At 72.6% G+C, this 18,115-nt stretch carries 14 protein-coding genes and 1 pseudogene; all 15 read right to left on the reverse strand.

From position 1 onward, the window contains the following. Positions 1–64: 64 nt before the first annotated feature. A complete protein-coding gene (locus JXZ78_RS08555; RefSeq protein WP_030023190.1) occupies positions 65–721 on the reverse strand; it encodes a PASTA domain-containing protein in 657 nt (218 codons plus the stop codon). A gap of 229 nt (positions 722–950) precedes the next feature. Next, positions 951–1,529, reverse strand: a complete 579-nt coding sequence (locus JXZ78_RS08560) for a hypothetical protein (protein ID WP_030023189.1) — start codon at positions 1,527–1,529, stop codon at positions 951–953. 98 nt (positions 1,530–1,627) lie between these two features. Further along, positions 1,628–2,011, reverse strand: a complete 384-nt coding sequence (locus JXZ78_RS08565; RefSeq protein WP_050502868.1) for a chorismate mutase — start codon at positions 2,009–2,011, stop codon at positions 1,628–1,630. An 85-nt stretch (positions 2,012–2,096) separates the two neighbouring features. Further along, a complete protein-coding gene (locus JXZ78_RS08570) occupies positions 2,097–3,194 on the reverse strand; it encodes a sugar phosphate isomerase/epimerase family protein (RefSeq protein WP_030023187.1) in 1,098 nt (365 codons plus the stop codon). A 49-nt stretch (positions 3,195–3,243) separates the two neighbouring features. Next, a complete protein-coding gene (locus JXZ78_RS08575; protein ID WP_030023186.1) occupies positions 3,244–4,638 on the reverse strand; it encodes an alkaline phosphatase family protein in 1,395 nt (464 codons plus the stop codon). Between the two features lie 794 nt (positions 4,639–5,432). Then, positions 5,433–6,056, reverse strand: a pseudogene (locus JXZ78_RS40695) (metabolite traffic protein EboE); the annotation flags it as partial. 13 nt (positions 6,057–6,069) lie between these two features. Beyond that, on the reverse strand, positions 6,070–6,918 hold the full coding sequence (locus JXZ78_RS08585) for a TatD family hydrolase (protein ID WP_030023185.1): 849 nt from the start codon (positions 6,916–6,918) through the stop codon (positions 6,070–6,072). A 61-nt stretch (positions 6,919–6,979) separates the two neighbouring features. Beyond that, complete coding sequence (locus tag JXZ78_RS08590; protein ID WP_238782780.1) at positions 6,980–7,999, reverse strand: EboA domain-containing protein; 1,020 nt, start codon at positions 7,997–7,999, stop codon at positions 6,980–6,982. A gap of 14 nt (positions 8,000–8,013) precedes the next feature. Then, on the reverse strand, positions 8,014–9,072 hold the full coding sequence (locus JXZ78_RS08595) for a sugar phosphate isomerase/epimerase family protein (RefSeq protein WP_078624570.1): 1,059 nt from the start codon (positions 9,070–9,072) through the stop codon (positions 8,014–8,016). Beyond that, positions 9,069–10,034 (reverse strand): SCO3242 family prenyltransferase, encoded by a 966-nt coding sequence (locus JXZ78_RS08600; protein ID WP_030023182.1) that lies wholly within the window; start codon positions 10,032–10,034, stop codon positions 9,069–9,071. Before JXZ78_RS08600 ends, JXZ78_RS08595 begins: the two co-directional genes overlap by 4 nt. A 158-nt stretch (positions 10,035–10,192) precedes the next feature. Then, positions 10,193–11,284 (reverse strand): inositol-3-phosphate synthase, encoded by a 1,092-nt coding sequence (locus tag JXZ78_RS08605; protein ID WP_238782781.1) that lies wholly within the window; start codon positions 11,282–11,284, stop codon positions 10,193–10,195. Positions 11,285–11,490: 206 nt separating this feature from the next. Further along, positions 11,491–12,783, reverse strand: a complete 1,293-nt coding sequence (locus JXZ78_RS08610) for a ThuA domain-containing protein (protein ID WP_050502873.1) — start codon at positions 12,781–12,783, stop codon at positions 11,491–11,493. Between the two features lie 176 nt (positions 12,784–12,959). Further along, the gene (locus JXZ78_RS08615; RefSeq protein ID WP_030023180.1) at positions 12,960–15,452 is read right to left on the reverse strand and encodes a PQQ-dependent sugar dehydrogenase; all 2,493 of its coding nucleotides are present in this window, start codon (positions 15,450–15,452) and stop codon (positions 12,960–12,962) included. A 193-nt stretch (positions 15,453–15,645) separates the two neighbouring features. Continuing rightward, positions 15,646–16,659 (reverse strand): sugar phosphate isomerase/epimerase family protein, encoded by a 1,014-nt coding sequence (locus JXZ78_RS08620; protein WP_030023179.1) that lies wholly within the window; start codon positions 16,657–16,659, stop codon positions 15,646–15,648. A gap of 201 nt (positions 16,660–16,860) precedes the next feature. After that, the gene (locus JXZ78_RS08625) at positions 16,861–18,081 is read right to left on the reverse strand and encodes a Gfo/Idh/MocA family protein (RefSeq protein WP_078624572.1); all 1,221 of its coding nucleotides are present in this window, start codon (positions 18,079–18,081) and stop codon (positions 16,861–16,863) included. Positions 18,082–18,115: the final 34 nt, after the last annotated feature.

Consider the following 18,115-nt stretch of genomic DNA (forward strand, 5'->3'; position numbering starts at 1 on the left):
CAGCGGGCTCAGCGGGCTCAGCGGGCTCAGCGGGCTCAGCGGGCTGCAACAGTCCTTACCAGCCTCAACAGTCCTCCTGGAACTTCACCGCCTCCAGCGTCACCGGCTGCCCGTCCACCTTCGTGCCCGCGGCCGGGCTCTGCCGGCACACCTTCCAGTTGGACTCCACGAGCACCATCCGCCCGCGGCCCGACGCGTCCTTCACCGTGATGCCGGTACCGGCGTCGAGAGCGCGCCGGGCCACCTTCACCGACTTGTCCCGGAAGTCCGGCATGGCCGACCCGGCCGCGGCGGACGCGTCCGCCGCGGCACCTGACCCGGCGTCGGTCTCGGGGCAGGACTCCGTCAGCTTCACCGCACCGAAGTCCACGGTCCTGCCGGTGTCGACCTGACCGGGCCCCGGGATCTGCGTACAGACCTTCCAGTTCCGGTCGAGCGCCTGCATCCGTCCGCGGCCGAGCGCGTCGTGACTGCGCAGCACCCGGAATCCGGCCGCCTGGGCGGAGTCCTGCGCGCTCTGCAGCCCCTTCCCCACCAGATCGGGCAGCGTGGCCTGGCGGTCCGGAACGGGCCCCGGTGTGGTCTCCGCGGCCACACTGGGCTCCGCCGCCGCCTTCGTGGGCGAGCCCCCGCCGCCGTCGGTGCTCCCCGCGGGCTGACAGGCGGTGAGCCCGAGGCAGAGCGCCGCGAGGGCAGCGGCGGAGACGGTGGTGCGGTGCATGGTTCCCCCAGTACGGGAAGGGCGCCCGTACGGGAAGGGCGCCGGTAGAGGAATGGCGTCGTCACAGGCCGTGACGGAGACAGAGACTGCCGGTCCTGGGGGAAAGTTGTACGGAAGGGACAGGGGAAACCTGTTCGGGGAGATGGCGGTCAGCACCGAGGCGGGCAGTCAGGGCCGAGGCGGATGGCGCCCTTCGCGCCGGCGCCTGCCGGTCCGCGCACCCAGCGGCTCAGCCCCAGCCCCCCTCGCGAGGTTCCGTGAAATCGCCGAAGAGCGGTCCGTACGCGTCCCCGTCCTCGGTGGTCACCACGTACTCGGGCGCGGTCCGCGAGGCGGCCTCGTGCAGCCGGACGACGAGGTCGGCGACGGGCACGACACGTAGCGAGAGAGCCTCGGCCACTTGGGCCCGTTCCTCGGCGATCTCCGGATTGTCCCTGGCCAGATACCGTTCAAGATGCTGGGCAGAGACCTGCATGACGGCTATGTCGCCGCCGCCGGAGAAGCCGAGGCAGCTCATCCAGTCGAGACCGACGATGATCTCCAGCGCTTCCGCCAGGTCATCGGCTATCAGCCCGCCCTCACCTTCGGAGCTCGCGTACACCACCGGCCGACGGCCGTCCTGCTCGGGGCACAGGAAGTACGACCCGCCCGCGAACTCCCCGGCGATCGGCTCCAGCGGCGCGCCCGAGGCGAGCCGCAGGCCGTCACCGTCCCGCCGCCAGGTGTCGAAGGCGAAGGAGGAACGCAGTAGCTCCCGGATGTCCGGTGTGCGCTCGATCCGCTCCAACAAGGGATCTCTTGAGGTCATGGCACGGACGATAACGGCGACCACTGACAGCGGCCGTTCCCGGACGGGCTGCCCTCTCCCTATCGCCTTCTCAGCCGGACCGGAGCGCGCCGGAACCGTCAGCCGATGGCGACGTCGCGCCTGCCGGGGGCGTCCTCCCGGCCGCCCTCCTGGTCCGCGATGGCTTTGTGGTGGCGTACGACCTCGCCGATGATGAAATTCAGGAACTTCTCCGCGAAAGCCGGGTCCAGTTTGGCGTCCGCGGCCAAGGTGCGCAGGCGCGCGATCTGGGTGGCCTCACGGGCCGGGTCGGCGGGCGGGAGGTTGTGGCGGGCCTTCAGTTCGCCGACCTGCTGCGTGCACTTGAAGCGCTCGGCGAGCAGGTGCACGAGTGCGGCATCGAGGTTGTCGATGCTGCCGCGCAGGTAGAGCAGACGCTCCCGCGCCTCCTCGTCGGCGACGGACGTCGCGTCGCCCGCCGGTGGTGCGGTCCCCTCGCTCATGTACGTCTCGCCAATCTGGTCGTACCGGTGGCCCCGGTCGGGTAGCGCTGATCCTGAGCACACTACCCGGCCACGGGCGTACGGCTTAACCGCGCGCTGCGCGCAGGCTCCGCAGATGGCGGGCGGAGCGGCGGGCGGTCGACAGGGAGCCCGCCGGGTTGGCGGCCGGGTCCACGGCGTCGTCCCGTTCGACGATCCAGTGGGCGGAGCGGCGGCCGCGGCGACGTTCCACCGCGGCGAGGAAGCGGCGGTAGTCGATGTCGCCGTCGCCGACGTCGACCATGCGGTAGCCGTCCTGGGTGGCGGTGTCGTGCTCGCCGTCCTTGACGTGGAAGAGGGGGTAGCGGGCGGGCGCGGCCAGGACGTAGTCGAGGGGTTCGAAGGGGGCGGGGGTGCCGTCCGGACGCCGGGAGAAACGGTACTGCGCCACATAGGCCCAGAAGATGTCCATCTCGAAGAAGACCAGTCGGGGGTCGGTCTCGGCGAGCAGGACGTCGTAGAGGCGGACGCGTGGGTCGTCGGTGGCGAAAGCGAATTCCTCGGCGTGGTTGTGGTGGTAGAAGCGCATACCGCGGGCCCGGGCGGCAGCGCCGTACGCGTTGAACTCGTCGGCGGCGCGTTTCCAGGCGTCGACGGTGTTGCCGTACCGGTCGGGGCTGGACGGGGTGCCGACGTACGGCAGGCCCAGGGCCTCGGCGTCGTCGAGGACCCGGGTCAGGGCGGTGGCGAAGGTGTACGCGGTGGGGTCGGCCGAGGCGTATCCGACGTGGCTGCCGATGCCGCGCAGGCCGTTGTCCCGGAGGAGCCGCTTGATCCGGCGCAGGGTGATCGCGCCGGCGGAGCCCTGGGTGTAGCCGGCGAACTCCACCTCGTCGTAGCCGTAGCACGCGAGTTCCTCGAAGACGCGGGCGAAACCGAGCGACGAGGTCTGGTCGCGGAGTGTGTAGAGCTGGATACCGAGGCGGCCGGGCGGGAGTACGGGGCGGTGGGGGCCGTGCTGTGCGGGGGCCGCCGGGACGGTGGGCTGTGTGCCGTACGGGGCGGCGTGGGCGGGGACGGCTCCGGTACCCAGGAGCGCGGCCGCCGAGGCGCCGGCGGCGACGCCGAGGAATCCGCGGCGGTGGAGAGTCCGTCTGAGGGCGGCCTGTTGGGGGTCGTCGTGGCGGTCTCGGGGGAAAGGCATGGTGGGCGGGCTCCTCGGTCGGTGTCCGGTGGGCGGGCGGGGCGCGTTGTCAGTGGGGGCGGGCAAGATGAAGGAGCAGGGACTTCACATCGGTGGCGGCGAAGGGGGTGTGCAGGGGTGCGTCAGATGCGGAGCAGATGAGGACCGGACCGTCGGCGGGGTCGGCTCCGCTCTCGGGGAGCAAGCCGTGGCTGCCGCGTACGGGCTCGGGGTCGAGCGGTACGACCGCCATGCGGTAGCGCATCCCGGCCTTCTTGCGGGCCAGGGCGGTCGCCGCGCGGAGGCGTACGTACGGGTCCCGGGGGTCCATGAAGAGTTCGGCCGGATCGTAGCCGGGTTTGCGGTGGATGTCGACGAGGCGCGCGAAGTCGGGGGCACGGGCGTCGTCGAGCCAGTAGTAGTAGGTGAACCAGGCGTCGGGCTCGGCGAGGGCGACGAGTTCGCCGGAGCGGGGGTGGTCGAGGCCGTACGCCTTCTTGCCCTCGTCGTCGAGCAGGCGGTCCAGGCCGGGCAGTCCGGTGAGGGCCGCGCGGGCCGCGTCGAGGTCTTCGGGACGGCGTACGTAGACGTGGGCGATCTGGTGGTCGGCGACGGCGAAGGCCCGGGAAGCGGTGGGGTCCAGGTATTCCATCCCGTCCTGGGTGTGCACCTCCAGCAGTCCGGCGCGGCGCAGGGCGCGGTTGACGTCCACGGGGCGGCGGACGGGCCGGATGCCGTATTCGGACAGGGCGACGACCGTGACGTCCGCGGCGCGCGCGTCGGCCAGGAGGGGGCCGATGACGGTGTCGAGCGCGGCGGCGGCCGCGGCGGCGCGGGGGTCGTCCGGGCCGTACCGCTGCAGGTCGTAGTCGAGGTGCGGGAGGTAGCAGAGGGTGAGGTCGGGGCGGCGGGTGTGCAGCAGGTGGCGGGTCGCGTCGGTGATCCACTGCGAGGAGGGGAGGGATGCGGTGGGGCCCCAGTAGGTGAAGAGGGGGAAGGTGCCGAAGCGGCTGGTGAGTTCGTCGTGGAGGGACGGCGGCCGGGTGTAGCAGTCGGGTTCCTTGCGGCCGTCGGCGTAGTAGACGGGGCGCGGGGTGACGGTCCAGTCGGTGCCGGCGCCCATGGCGTACCACCAGCAGACATTGGCGACCGTGTAGCCGGGATGTTCGCGTCGGGCGGCGTCCCAGACCTTGTCGCCTTCGACGAGGGCGTTGTGCTGGCGCCAGAGGTGGACTTCGCCGACGTCCCGGAAGTACCAGCCATTGCCGACGACGCCGTGCTGGGCAGGCGTCGCGCCGGTGAGGAACGTCGACTGGACCGTGCAGGTCACAGCGGGCAGCACGGTGTCCAGCGGCGCGACCGCGCCGGTGGCCGCGAGCGCCTGGAGGTGCGGCATCTGGGCGAGGAGGCGAGGGGTGAGGCCGACGACGTCGAGGACGAGCAGGCGGTTCGGTGCTGCACTCATGGGAGTTCCTTGAGTCCGAGGTCGGCCAGCAGGTCACGGGCGAGGGCGAGTTCGGCCGCGATGCCGTCGGCGAGACGGCTTCTGGTGCGGGGGCGCAGGCCCGGCGGGAGGGCCTGCCAGGTATAGGTCTCGACTTCGAGGTGATGGGTGCGCGGTACGGGCCCGCCCACGAGGAGGGCCAGCGTGTCCCGGAGGACGGGGAGGGTGGAGGCGAGCGGCGGCTCGGGCGGGGCGTGCAGCGGCACGTGGAAGTGGGCGCGCCACGGCGCCGTGTCCGGTAGGCCGCCGGCGTCCTCCCCGGCCAGGGCCGCGTCGAGGTCGTCCGTGGCACGCAGCCGCCCGTCGGGGGTACGGGTGCGGGTCTGGTGGAGGAACCGCGGCTCGGCGAAGGCACTAAGGGCGGCGCGTACACCCGGGCGGTCGGGGTGTTGGGCGTGCAGCGCGGCGGACAACTGGGCTTTGACGACGGGGACGCCGGCGAGGCGGAGGGCTTCGAGGGCGGTGTGCGGCTCCTCGAAGGAGGTGGCGAGGTGGCAGGTGTCGAGGCAGACACCGATGCGGTGGGGTGGGGGTGGGGTGCGGGTGGGGGTGGTGGGGTTCGGCGGGTCAGTGTGGTGGGACGGGCCGGTGGGGTTGGGTGGATTGTCGGGGTCGGACGGTCCAGTGTGTCTGGTAGGGCTGGTAGGCCTGAGTGGCTCGATGGAGCCGATTGGGCCGGCGGGACCAGGCGGCTCGGCGGGGCCGGACGGCTCGGCGGGGCCGGACGGCTCGGCGGGGCCGGACGGCTCGCTCGGCTCGTGTCCCAGTGCCTCGACGGCGTCGGCGGTGGTTTCGACGAGGCAGCCGGGTTCGGGCTCCAGGCCGACGCGGAGGGAGCGGCCGGTGAGCTCTTCGAGGGCGTCGAGCCGGTCGGCGAGGGTGTGCAGGGCGGCAAGAGCGGTGGCCCGCCGGGTGGCGGCGTCGCGTACCGCGTCGAAGTCGGTGCGCCAGGCTAGGGGCAGGGTGGAGATCGTGCCCTCGGTCATGTCGTCGGGGAGGAGCGCGGCCAGCAGCCGGGCGAGGTCGGCGGTGTGGTCCAGACGCGCGGGCTCGGTCCAGTCGGGCCGGTAGACGCGGTATTTGACGTGACTGTCGCCGAAGCCGCGGTACGGGAAGCCGTTGAGGGTGACGACTTCAAGTCCGCGGATGTCGAGTTCACGGCGCAGCCCGCGCAGTGCGGCCGGGTCGCCGACAAGGGTGCGGGCGGCGTCGCGGGCGAGCCACAGGCCGATGCCGAGCCGGTCCCGGCCGAGGCGTTTGCGTACGGGCTCGCATTGGTCCCGGAGTTGGGCGAGCACCCCGTCCAGGGTCTCGGCCGGATGGACGTTGGTGCAGTACGCGAGGTGGACGGTCGAACCGTCGGGGTGCCGGAAGCGCATGTCCCGCTCCCCCTCATTCCCCGCCGCGAAGTATGGAGTTGCCCTCGTGCAGGGCGCTCGGGGCAGGCGTACTGAGGTCCAGCCGGCCGCTGAGGCCGTAGAACGCGACGGGGTTGCGCCACAGCACCTGATCCACGTCGTCCTCGGTGAATCCGGCGGCCAGCATCGCCTCGCCGACGCGCCGCGTCGTCAGCGGATCGCTGCGGCCCCAGTCCGCGGCGGAGTTGACCAGCACCCGGCCGGTGCCGTGCAGACGCAGGATGCGCACCATGCGGTCGGGGTCCATCTTGGTGTCCGGGTAGAGGGAAAAGCCCAGCCAGCAGCCACTGTCAGTGGCTTCCCCTACCGTTGTCTCATTGAGATGGTCCAGGACGACGTGATCGGGGGGCAGATCGGATTCACGCAGGACGTCGAGGGTGCGCCTGAGGCCCGCCGCCTTGTCGCGGTGGGGGGTGTGGACGAGGGCCGGCAGGCCGTGGTCCACGGCGAGCTGGAGCTGGGCGGCGAGGGCGGTGTCCTCGGCGGGGGTCATCGAGTCGTAGCCGATCTCACCGACGGCGACGACCGGGTCTTTTACGAGGTAGCGGGGCAGGGCTTCGAGGACGGGGGTACAGCGGGGGTCGTTCGCCTCCTTGGGGTTGAGGGCGAGCGTGCAGTGGTGGGCGATGCCGTACTGGGCGGCACGGAAGGGTTCCCAGCCGAGAAGGGAGTCGAAGTAGTCGAAGAAGCTGGCGGGCGAGGTGCGGGGCTGCCCCAGCCAGAAGGAGGGCTCGACGACGGCGCGGACCCCCGCGGCGTGCATGGCTTCGTAGTCGTCCGTGGTGCGGGAGGTCATGTGGATGTGCGGGTCGAAGATGCGCATCGGGTCTCCTCGCGTGCCGGGGGGCGGTGCGGTGAGGGGGTGTGGAGCTGAAAGTGCAGGTTCAGGTGCGGGGCGGAGATGAGAAGGGAGGTACGGGCGGAGGTTGCAGGGAGGGATCGTGAGCAGCGTGAGAGGAGGCAGGGTCGGGAGCGACTGTGGGCGCGAGATCGGGCGAGGGCCCGGGCGCGGGTGAGGACCCAGGGGCGAGGTCGGGTGCAGGTGCAGGTGCGGGGTCGGACAGGGAGGGGGATGCGTGTGAGGCGGTGGATACGGGCGGTGCGGTGAGGTCCAGGACGCGCTGAAGGTCGGCGGGTACGGGGCGGTACGCGGCGGTGCGCTCCCGGGCGTACGCGGTGAGCATGTGGGCCAGCTCCGTATCGCCGCGGGCACGTTCGGCCAGGCCTGCCACGGCGGTCACCGGGACGCCGGTGAACAAGCACTTCAGCACGGCGTGCCGCCAGGTGTGCGCGTCGAGGTGACGGGCGGCGTACGGGCCCACGGCGGCGGCGACCAGCCGGGTGTCGTCGGTGCGCAGCGCGTCCTCGACGAGCGGCCGGGCGCTCGGGCCGAGGTCAAGGTGGGGCAGCGCGATCAGCACGGCGCGGCGTTCGGCGGCGGTGCCGTGTTCGTAGAGCCGGGTGACGGTCCGGGCGTCGGCGCGGGCCGTGTGCAGGAGCAGGATGCGGGCAGCCTCGGCCGCTTCCCGGTCCCGCGCGTACGGCGGCTCACGACGGGTGCAGTGCCGGCCCGCCGAGGCGAAGCGCATCTCCCACACGGGCGGGGCGTAAGCGGTGTAGGAGAGGGCGGCACCGCTGACCGCCGAGCCCCGGGGGCCTGCGGCTGCGGCCTCAGCTGCGGCTTCGGGTCGGGCTGCGCCTTCGGGGTGGGCTGCGGCCGGACCTGCGGCTCGTGCGCCGGGTTGGGCTGCGGCTTGAGCTGCGATTTCGGGTTGGGCTGCGGCTCGTGTTCCGGCTTGGGCTGCGGCTCGTGCTTCGGCTTGGGCTTCGTCCAGTGCCTCGTCGAGCCAGGCGCGGGCGGCGCCGCCGAGCCGGTCGCGCAGAGCCGTCTGGAGCTGGGCCATCCAGGCCTCAGGCGTCAGCATCGCGGGCCTCCTGCGCTCGGAACGGGCGGATGCGACGGCCCTGTGGCGCCCGCGGGTTGGGCGGCGCGGGCAGGGATCGGTGGTTCGGTACCGGAGTAGGCGGGTTCGGCGGCACCGGCAGGGCTCGGTGGTTCGGTGCTGGAGGGTGCGGGTTGGGCGGTGCGGGCGGGGGTCGGTAGTTCGGTGTCGGGGTGGGCGGGGGCGGCGGCGCGGAGGAAGGAGAGGGAGGTGCGGGCGAGGTCGGGGCCCGCGTGGGAGTGGCGGGGCAGCTCGACGCTGACCAGGCCCTGGTAGCCGGTGTCCCGGAGCGCTGCCAGGACCGGCGGGAAGTCGATCTCGCCCGCGCCGAACGGCAGATGTTCGTGCACACCGCGCCGCATGTCCTCGATCTGGACGTGCCGCAGCCAAGGCCCGGCGGCGCGGACGCACGCGGCGGGCGGCTCGGGTTCCAGGCATTGGCAGTGGCCGATGTCCAGGGTCAGGCCGAGGACTTCGGCGGGTGGGGCGTCGAGGGTGGCACGCAGTCGGTGGAAACCGGCGAGGTCGGAAAGGAGGTGGCCCGGTTCGGGTTCGACGGCGAGGGGGACGCGGGCGGTGGCGGCCGCGTCGAGTACGGGGGCGAGCGCTCCGGCCAGGAGGTGCCAGGCCTCCGGTTCCGACGTACCGGCGGGCAGGGGACCGCTGAAGCAGTGCACCGCCGTGGCGCCGAGGTCCGCACCGACGCGGACCGCGGTGCGGAGCAGGTCGATGCGGGCCGTACGGGCGTCCGGATCGGGGTCGAGGAGAGTGGGGTGGTGTTTACGTCGGGAGTCCAGGACGTACCGGGCGCCGGTTTCGACGGCGACGGAGAGCCCCAGGGCGTCGAGTCGACCGGCCAGTTGACCGGTCCGCGACGCCAGGTCGGGGGCGAGCGGGTCGAGGTGCATGTGGTCGAGAGTGAGGGCTACGCCGTCGTAGCCGAGGTCGGCGAGGAGGGCCAGGGCGTCGGTCAGCCGGAGGTCGGTCAGGCCGTTGGTGCCGTAGGCCAGGCGCAGCGGGCTCGTCGTGGTCATGTCGGGCTGACCTTCCGGGACAGCCGCCGGGCGGCGGGCACCAGGGCCAGCAGTGCGGCCCCTGTTCCGGGGGCACCGGCCCGTGCGGCGAGTGCCGCCTGGAGCGGGATCATGGCGCGGATCCCGCTGCCGACGGCGCGCTGGAGGAGGTAGGGCGAAGGGTTCAGGGCCGCGTGGAAGAAGGGGCGGGCAGCGGTCTCGGCGTAGAGGAGGGCGGCGGCTTTGGCGAGGGGCCTGGTGAGGGAGTTGGGGAAGGCGTTGGGGAGGGCGTTGGCGAGGGACTTGGTCGCCGGGTCGGTGACGGGGATGTCGCCACCGGTCCCGCCCCTCCTGCTCACCCCGCCAACCACCCCGCCCACCGCGGCCACCACTCCCCACGCGGCCAGTGGCAGGGCCGATGAGCTGCCCTGCGCTTCGCGGCGCGAGACGGTGGTGACCGCGAGCGTGTGGGTGCCCAGCAACGCGGCCGACGGCAACGCCCTCCGCAGCGTCCGCCCCGAGCGCGCCGGAGCCGCCGAAACCGCACCTTGCAGTACGTCGAGGGTGCGGGCGCAGGCCATGGCGAGCGGGCCCGCCTGGGTGTTCTTGAGGTGGAGGTCGTATGCCCAGACGGTGGCGGCGAGCGCCGTGCCGGTGGCGAGGGACGGCCGGCCGGCAGCTGCCGCCAAGGCGAGGCCCGCCGCCGTCAGTCCGGCAGCCGCGCCGAGGGCAGCTGCCGGGGCGATACGGCCGGACGGGATGGGGCGTTCCGGGCGTTCGACGGCGTCGGTGTCACGGTCGGCCCAGTCGTTGAGCGCCATGCCCGCCTCGTAGAGGCAGAGGGAGGAGCCGGTGGCGAGGAGGGTACGGCAGCCGGGCCGGCCCCCTGCTGCCGCAACCCCCGCCAGCAGGTCTCCCGGCACGCTGATCAGGGCCGATACGCGGAGGAGTTCCAGCCAGGGAGAGGAGGCGCCGGCCGGCACGGCGCATGCGCGGCGAGAAGGAGCGTCGGCCGGCTCGGCAGAACCAGGGAGAGCAGTGGGACCGGAGGTGGCCATGGGAGCCACAGGAGTGACGGGAGCGATAGGAGTGACGGGAGCGATGGGACCGGTGGTCGCGGAGGCGTCGGTCGGCGGGAGGCTCATCGGCGGGTCCGGAGGTCGTGGGCGAAGGCGAGGAGTTCGGCGTACTGGTCGGCCAGGGCGGCGGGTCCGCCGTCCGGGTCCTTGAAGTAGAAGCCGAGGGGGGCGAGGGGCCCGGAGACGCCCGCCGCGTGCGCGGCGGCCGTCAGGCGCACGAGGTCGAGCACCAGCGGCGCGGCGAGCGCCGAGTCGCAGCCCTGCCAGACGGTCTGGAGGATCATGCGGTTGCCGAGGAACCCTTCGAAGGCGACGTGATCCCAGGCGGTCTTCCAGTCCCCGAGGGCCGGAACGTTGTCGATGTGCACCTCGCCGGGTGGTGCGGTACCGAGGTTGTCGGCGAGGACGCGTGTCTTGCCCGCGTTCTTGGCGGCCGCGGCAGCCGGGTCGGTCAGGGTGGCTCCGTCACCGCCGCCGAGCAGGTTGGTGCCGGACCAGGCACGGACGGGGAGGGCCCGCTGGGCGAACATCGGGGCGAGTACGGAGCGCAGCAGGGTCTGTCCCGTCTTGCCGTCGCGGCCCGCGTACGGCAGCCCGCTGCACACGGCCATCTGCTGGAGCAGCGGGTGGTGCATACCGGTGGAGGGCGTGAAGTTGACGTACGGGCAGCCCGCGCGCAGCGCTGCGTGCGCGTACAGGGAACTGGGCGGGAGGCGGTCGTCGTCGCGTTCTTCCCCGGCCGCGGGCTCCGTGGAGGCCACATTGACGACGATGGCACGGTCGAGTGCGTGGGTCCGCAGGAACGCGCGCAGGTCGGCGGTGAAGGCGGTGACCAGTTCCCGGTCGTCACGGTCGTCGCCGGGGAGCGGGCCGCCGGGCCGTACGGCTTCGTCCGCCGCGGCCAGTTCGGCGCGTACGGCGTGCGGCAGGCCGTACGGGAGTACGCCGCCCGCCGCGAGTTCCTCGGCCCGTTTGGGCAGCGGGTACGAGGTGGTGTCGTGGCCGCCGAAGACGAGGGCGGACAGCGGCGGCAGCGGTACCCCGTCGAACGGCGCGGTCTCGGTGACCATGCCGGTCGGCGGGTGCAGCCCGGCGGCGACGGCGGCGCAGCCGGTGATCACGGTCGTCGCGACCGACCCCCGCGCCCCGACCAGCCATACTCCCGTACGCCCGCCACCGCCCCCGGCGTAATCGGCGCCCCCGGCACCCCCACCGGATTCCGGCCCGCCACCACCCCCGGCCCCCTCCACACCCCTGCCCGCTCTCGCCGTACTCCCCGATCCCGCCGTACTCCCCGATCCCGCCGTACTCCCCGATCCCGCCTTACACTCTGCTCCCGCCACCCACTCCAACCCCGTCATCATCTACCGCCCTTCGCCGCCGTCGCGTACTCCTTCACCCGGATGTTGCGGAAGGAGATCCGGTCCTCGTCGCCGTGGTTCTGGATGCCGATGTGGCCCTGGCGCAGGCTGCGCGCCGGGTCCGTGTTCGTGAAGTCGTTGATCTTCCGTCCGTTGAGGTGGACGCGCAGCCGTTCGCCCTCGACCCGGAGTTCGTAGGTGTTCCACTCCCCCGGCGGGTTGAGCGCGGCGTCGCGCGCCTCGGTGTCGGCTGCCTGGAATCCGTAGACGGAACCGGTGGTGCGGTCCGGGGCGTCGGTGGCGTCGATCTGGATCTCGTAGCCGTTGTTCACCGCCGACCAGGGGTCGTCGGAGGGCGGGAAGCCGATGAAGACCCCGGAGTTGTCGTCGCCGTCGGCGCCGGACATCCTCCAGTCCAGTTTGAGGGAGTACGCACCGAATTCCCGGACCGCGTACCAGAGCATGCCCATGCCGCCACTGGAGGTGAGGGTGCCGTCCTCCAGGGTGAAGGAGCCGGGGCCCGCCTGCTTCCAGCCGCGGGCCGAGGTGCCGTCGAAGAGGGCCCGGTAGCCGGTCTCCGGGCGGCAGTCGGCCTGTGCGGCGCCGGTGGCCCAGCGGATGCCGCCCAGCAGATGCGTGCGGAAGGCGGGGTCGGCGAAGGACTGCCGGGTGTGGCCGGCGCCGGTGTAGAAGGCCCGGCCGCCGCGGTATTCCTGGCACCAGGCGATGGGGTGGTCGCCGCGCATCGTGCCGCCGCTGTACGTGGTCTCGTCGAGGGCGGCGAGGACGTGGGCGCGGGTGCGCGGGTTGCTGCGGTAGTTGTACCACTCGTCGGTGCGGTCCCAGGCCGCGGCCAGGTGGGCGGTGGCCGGGTGGGCACGGTCCTCGACGCGTACGGTGGCGGGCTGCACGGCGGGGTGGGACTGGAAGTAGGCGCCCGCCAAGCCCCCGTAGAAGGGCCAGTCGTACTCGGTGTCGGCGGCGGCGTGCACCCCCACATACCCGCCGCCGCGCGCTATGTAGCGTTCGAACGCCTGCTGCTGGGCGGGGTGCAGCACGTCGCCGGTGGTGGAGAGGAAGACGACGGCGGCGTAGCGGGCCAAGCGCTTGTCGTTGAAGGCGGCGGCGTCCTCGGTGGCGTCCACGGTGAATCCGTGCTGCTTGCCGAGGGCCTGGACGGCGGCGATGCCGTCGGGAATCGAGTCGTGCCGGAATCCGGCGGTCTTGGAGAAGACCAGGACCCGGTTCTCGTCGCGTTCCGGGGCACGGGTGGTGTCGCCGGGCAGGGTCATCGTCGCCAGCAGAGTGGCGGCGGCCGCCGCGGTGGTGGCCAGCCGGGCAACAGCATGCATGGGCGGTCTCCTTCCTCCGGCCACGGGGCGGGCGGCCGACGGTTCCGCGTCCGGTCGTCCCGGACGACGCCGTCCGCGCCGTCCGCGCCGTCCGCCCGCCCCGGTGGCCACCTGGGTCAGCGGGTGGTGAAGGCGAAGTCGTCCACGTCGTAGAGAGCGCCGGTGCCGCTGCCCTTGAAGACGAGGTAGAGGGTGGTGGTACCGGCCGGGGGTTTGCCGTCGAGGGTGGTCGAGACGTCGGTGAAGGTCTCCCAGCCGCCGGTCACCGGTACCTTGACGCTGCCGAGCAGCCGTCCGTCCGCCCGGCCCGTACGGATCTCCAGCGTGCCGCCGGATCCGGCGGAGGACACCCGGGCGGTGAACTTCGTGGCGTTCTTGACGACATACGGCTGGAACGCGATCCAGTCGCCGTGGTGGATGTCTCCCACGGTCCGGCCGCCGTGCGCCGGTGCGTGGCTGATGACCTGGACGCCGTGGGAGCTGCCGAAGTGCTCGGCCTGGCGGTGCCGGGGCTGGGTGACGGCCTGGTCGTGGCTGGTCAGCGGCGGCTGGCCGTTGGCTCCCTGGTCGGTGTACTCGGCGTCGAAGACCCCGAAGATGTTGGCGTTGGGGTCGTGCTCGTTGTCCGCCGAGGTCTGGATGGTGCCGGAGCAGCCGGTGGCGGAGGTGACGGGGTGGCCGTGGCTGTCGTGACCGAGGATGTGGGTGACCTTGACCTTGGCGCAGTCGATGGTCCGGTCCTCGGGGTCGGTGACCTTGACCTGGAACGGGACCTTGTCACCGAAGGTGAAGAGCTGGCCGTCCGCGGGGAGTTGCAGGGTGACCTTGGGCGCGGTGTTGCCGACGGTCAGGTACACGCTCGCCGATCCGGTGCGGCCGCCGGGGTCCTTGGCGGTGACGGTCGCGGTGTAGGTGCCGTTCTTGCGGTACGTGTGGGTGGGGTTCTGCTGGTTCGCGCTCGTACCGTCGCCGAAGTCCCAGGTGTACGTCAGCGCGTCGCCGTCCGCGTCGGTGGCCGAGGCGGTGAACTTCGTGCGCAGCGGCGCCTGACCGGAGGTGCGGTCGGCCTTGGCCTCGGCGACCGGTGAGTGGCCGCCGGTGGCGTTCTCGATGCGGTAGAGGGCGGAGTTCTCGTCGCCGTTGAAGTAGCCGGTCCCGTAGTCCAGGACGTACAGCGCGCCGTCCGGGCCGAAGGCCATGTCCATGACCTGGGTGCCCTTCCAGGGGAAGGCGTTGATGGTGCGGCCCGTGCCGTCGGCGGCCTGTTCGATGCGCTTGATCCAGCGGCGCCCGAACTCCCCGGCGAAGAAGTTCCCGTCGTACGCCTGCGGGAACTTGACCTGCGAGGTGGAGGCGGCGTCGTAGCGGTAGACGGGCCCGGCCATCGGGGACTCGGAACCGGTGCCGAACTCGGGCACCGAGCCGCCGTCGTACGGGATCCACGCGGGCTGGGCGGCCGGCAGGTCGGTCAGGCCGGTGTTGCGCGGCGACGTGTTCCGGGGAGCGGCGCAGTCGAAGGCTGAGCCGGGGGTTTCGGTGGCGAAGTCGTAGTCGACGTAGGCGTCGTTGTTACCGGTGCAGTACGGCCATCCGTAGTTGCCGGGCTTGGTGACGCGCGCGAACTCGACCTGGCCCGACGGGCCGCGCTTCGGGTCGGCGGTGCCCGCGTCGGGCCCGTAGTCGCCGACGTAGACGGTGCCGGTGGGCTTGTCGACGCTCATCCGGAAGGGGTTGCGGAAGCCCATCGCGTAGATCTCGGGCCGGGTCTTGGCGGTGCCGGCCGGGAAGAGGTTGCCGTCGGGAACGGAATACGTGCCGTCGGCGTTGACCTTTATACGCAGGATCTTGCCGCGAAGGTCATCGGTGTTCCCCGCACTGCGCTGGGCGTCGTAGGCAGGGTTGCGGATCGCACGCTCGTCGATGGGCGTGAAACCGTCGGAGGCGAACGGGTTGGAGTCGTCGCCGGTGGAGAGGTAGAGGTTGCCCTGTGCGTCGAAGTCGATGTCACCGCCCACGTGACAGCAGATGCCGCGCGAGGCGGGCACGTCCAGGATCTTCTTCTCGCCGGCCAGGTCCAGGGTGCCGTCGGTCTTCAGGACGAAGCGGGAGAGGCGGTTGACGCCGTCGAACTTCGCGAAGTCCGCTGCGGTGCCCTCGTCGGGGGCGTCGCCGGAAGGGGTGTCGAGAGGGGGCGCGTAGTAGAGGTAGACGAAGCGGTTGGCGGCGAAGCCGGGGTCGATGCCGACGCCCTGGAGGCCTTCCTCGTCGTGGCTGTAGACGGGCAGTTTGCCCGCGACCTTCGTGGTGCCGCCCGCGTCGGTCAGGCGAACCGTTCCGTCCCGCGAGGTGTGCAGCACGGACCGGTCCGGCAGCACGTCGAGCGTCATCGGCTCGCCCGTCTCGGGTTCGCCCTTGGCGAGGGTGACCTGCTGGAAGTCCTCGGCGGCGGTCGGCGCGGCCTGCGTCGCACCGGCGGCCGGCACGGCGGCTGCCGGTACGGCGACGGCGGCCGGGACGCCGGCCAGGGACAGGGACGTGGCGGCCAGCAGCGCGCTCGCGAACAGGGCGAGTGCCGGGCGCAGGGTGCCTCGGCGTGATCTTCGGTGCATGGTGCCTCCCTTGCGGGTGGGTGGGCTGAGGGGTGTCGCTCGGTCAGGCGGCCCGGCCGGGGTGCGTGGGCGAAAGGCTGCTCGGTCATGCGCCCGGCCGGGGCGGGTGGGCGCATGGGTGATGCTCGGCCAGGGTGTGGGCCGGGTGTCGCGTCGCCATGCCTGCGGAGATCCGTCGGGAGCGCCCTGGTCCTCAGCTGCCGGACGGGTCTGCCCCGAAGGCCGCGTCGAAAGCGGCGGCGGGCGGCTCGTAGTCGTACGACTTGAGGTGGGCCAGTGCTTCGGGCGCGCCCTGGAGGCGGTCCATGCCGGGGTCCTCCCACTCGACCGACACCGGACCCTCGTAGCCGATCGAACGCAGCATCCGGAAGACGTCCTCCCAGGGCACCTCGCCGCGTCCGGCCGAGACGAAGTCCCAGCCGCGGCGTGGGTCGCCCCAGGGAAGGTGGGAGCCGAGGCGGCCGTTGCGGCCGTCCAGCCGGCGCCGTGCCTCCTTGCAGTCCACGTGGTAGATCCGGTCCCGGAAGTCGTACAGGAAACCGACCGGGTCGAGGTCCTGCCAGACGAAGTGGCTGGGGTCGAAGTTCAGGCCGAAGGCGGGCCGGTCACCGATCTCCTCCAGGGCTCGGCGGGTGGTCCAGTAGTCGTACGCGATCTCGCCGGGGTGCACCTCGTGGGCGAAGCGCACGCCCTCCGCGTCGAAGACGTCCAGGACCGGCCCCCACCGCTCGGCGAAGTCCGTGTAACCGGCGTCGATCGTCGAGGGCGGTACGGGCGGGAACATGGCCACCAGGTGCCAGATCGCGGAGCCGGTGAAGCCGATCACGGTCCGTACGCCGAACGCCGCGGCGGCGCGCGCGGTGTCCGCCATCTCGGCCGCGGCCCGGCGCCGTACGCCCTCCGGCTCGCCGTCGCCCCAGACGCGGGCGGGCAGGATGGCGCGGTGCCGCTCGTCGATGATCGCGTCGCAGACGGCCTGGCCCACCAGGTGGTTGGAGACGGCCCAGCACTTCAGGCCGTACTTGTCGAGGAGCTGGCCGCGGGTGGCGAGATAGCCCGGCTCGGCGAGGGCCCGGTCCACTTCGAAGTGGTCGCCCCAGCAAGCGAGTTCGAGACCGTCGTAACCGAAGTCGCGGGCGAGCCGGCAGACCTCCTCCAGGGGCAGGTCGGCCCACTGTCCGGTGAAGAGCGTGAACGGTCTGGCCATACGTGACTCCTCGGGGCGGACGGACGGGCGGGCGGAGAGGTACGGGAGTACGGCGCGGTGCGGGGTGCGGAGTTCCGGGACGGTACGGGGGTGCGGAGCGGTACAGGGGCGCGGGGGTGCGGAGCGGTACGGACGGTGCGGTGGCCGGTTGTGAGGAAACGATCCGGTCGGCGGAGGCGACTGACAAGAGGGAGGGGTGCGTCAGGTGGGGTTGTCGGCCACCGGCACGGGCGCGGATTCGGGTACGGAGGCGGGCTCGGGCAAGGGGGCGGACTCGGATACGGATGCGGATTCGGGCGCGGGAGCGGACTCGGCCACGGGCGTGTACGCGCAGTTCTTGGCCGCGCTGTCCTCGACGGCCGCCAGCACCCGTTGCACCTGCAGCCCGTCCGCGAAGGACGGCGCGGGCTCACGGCCGGCCGCGATGGCGTGCACGAGGTCACGGGCCTGGTGGACGAAGGTGTGCTCGTAACCGAGGCCGTGGCCGGGCGGCCACCACGCCTCCAGGTACGGATGACCGGGTTCGGTGACCAGGATGCGGCGGAAGCCGGCCGCGACGGCCGGTTCGGTGTGGTCGTGGAAGGACAGCTCGTTGAGCCGTTCCAGGTCGAAGGCGAGCGAGCCGTGTTCCCCGTTCAGTTCGATGCGCAGCGCGTTCTTGCGGCCCGCGGCGACCCGGCTGGCCTCGAAGGAGGCGAGCGCGCCGGAGGCGAAACGGCCGGTGAACAGGGCGGCGTCGTCGACGGTGACGGGGCCCCGGCCGCCGGTGGGCAGCGGACGTTCCCGTACGAAGGTGCCGGTGACCGCGGACACGCCCGCCAGCAGCTCCCCCGCCAGGTACTGAGCGAGGTCGACGATGTGCGCGCCGAGATCGCCGAGCGCTCCGGAACCCGCCTGTTCCCGGCGCAGCCGCCAGGTCAGGGGCGCTTCGGGGTCGACCAGCCAGTCCTGGAGGTAGGTGGCGCGTACATGCCGCAGGGTGCCGATCCGGCCGTCACGGATCATACGGCGGGCGAGGGCGGCGGCCGGGGTGCGGCGGTAGTTGAAGCCGACCATGGCGCGTTGGCCGCGGGCCCGGGCGGTCTCGGCGGCCGCCGCCATCGCCTCCGCCTCCGCCACGGAGTTGGCCAGCGGCTTCTCGCACAGGACGTGCTTGCCGGCGGCCAGCGCGGCGACGGCGATCTCGGCGTGGCTGTCGCCCGGCGTGCAGATGTCGACGAGCTGCACGTCGGCACGGTCGAGCAGGCGCCGCCAGTCGGTCTCGGCGGCGGCCCAGCCGTGCCGGGTGGCGGCCGCCGTGACGGCGTCCCGGTCCCGGCCGCACACCACGTTCATCGCGGGGCGCAGCAGCAGGTCGAAGACGCGGCCCACGGTGCGCCAGCCCTGGGAGTGGGCGGCGCCCATGAAGGCGTAGCCGACCATGCCGATGCCGAGTTCGGCCCGCGGGCCGGGCGGC

Source organism: Streptomyces monomycini (assembly GCF_022271435.1).
GTDB classification, from domain to species: Bacteria; Actinomycetota; Actinomycetes; order Streptomycetales; family Streptomycetaceae; genus Streptomyces; species Streptomyces monomycini.

Bases quoted from the DNA above. Each gene is read 5' to 3' on its own strand.
- JXZ78_RS08555 (WP_030023190.1), bottom strand. From the start codon at position 721: ATGCACCGCACCACCGTCTCCGCCGCTGCCCTCGCGGCGCTCTGCCTC.
- JXZ78_RS08560 (WP_030023189.1), bottom strand. From the start codon at position 1,529: ATGACCTCAAGAGATCCCTTGTTGGAGCGGATCGAGCGCACACCGGAC.
- JXZ78_RS08565 (WP_050502868.1), bottom strand. From the start codon at position 2,011: ATGAGCGAGGGGACCGCACCACCGGCGGGCGACGCGACGTCCGTCGCC.
- JXZ78_RS08570 (WP_030023187.1), bottom strand. From the start codon at position 3,194: ATGCCTTTCCCCCGAGACCGCCACGACGACCCCCAACAGGCCGCCCTC.
- JXZ78_RS08575 (WP_030023186.1), bottom strand. From the start codon at position 4,638: ATGAGTGCAGCACCGAACCGCCTGCTCGTCCTCGACGTCGTCGGCCTC.
- JXZ78_RS08585 (WP_030023185.1), bottom strand. From the start codon at position 6,918: ATGCGCATCTTCGACCCGCACATCCACATGACCTCCCGCACCACGGAC.
- JXZ78_RS08590 (WP_238782780.1), bottom strand. From the start codon at position 7,999: ATGGCCCAGCTCCAGACGGCTCTGCGCGACCGGCTCGGCGGCGCCGCC.
- JXZ78_RS08595 (WP_078624570.1), bottom strand. From the start codon at position 9,072: ATGACCACGACGAGCCCGCTGCGCCTGGCCTACGGCACCAACGGCCTG.
- JXZ78_RS08610 (WP_050502873.1), bottom strand. From the start codon at position 12,783: ATGACCCTGCCCGGCGACACCACCCGTGCCCCGGAACGCGACGAGAAC.
- JXZ78_RS08615 (WP_030023180.1), bottom strand. From the start codon at position 15,452: ATGCACCGAAGATCACGCCGAGGCACCCTGCGCCCGGCACTCGCCCTG.
- JXZ78_RS08620 (WP_030023179.1), bottom strand. From the start codon at position 16,659: ATGGCCAGACCGTTCACGCTCTTCACCGGACAGTGGGCCGACCTGCCC.
- JXZ78_RS08625 (WP_078624572.1), bottom strand. From the start codon at position 18,081: ATGGTCGGCTACGCCTTCATGGGCGCCGCCCACTCCCAGGGCTGGCGC.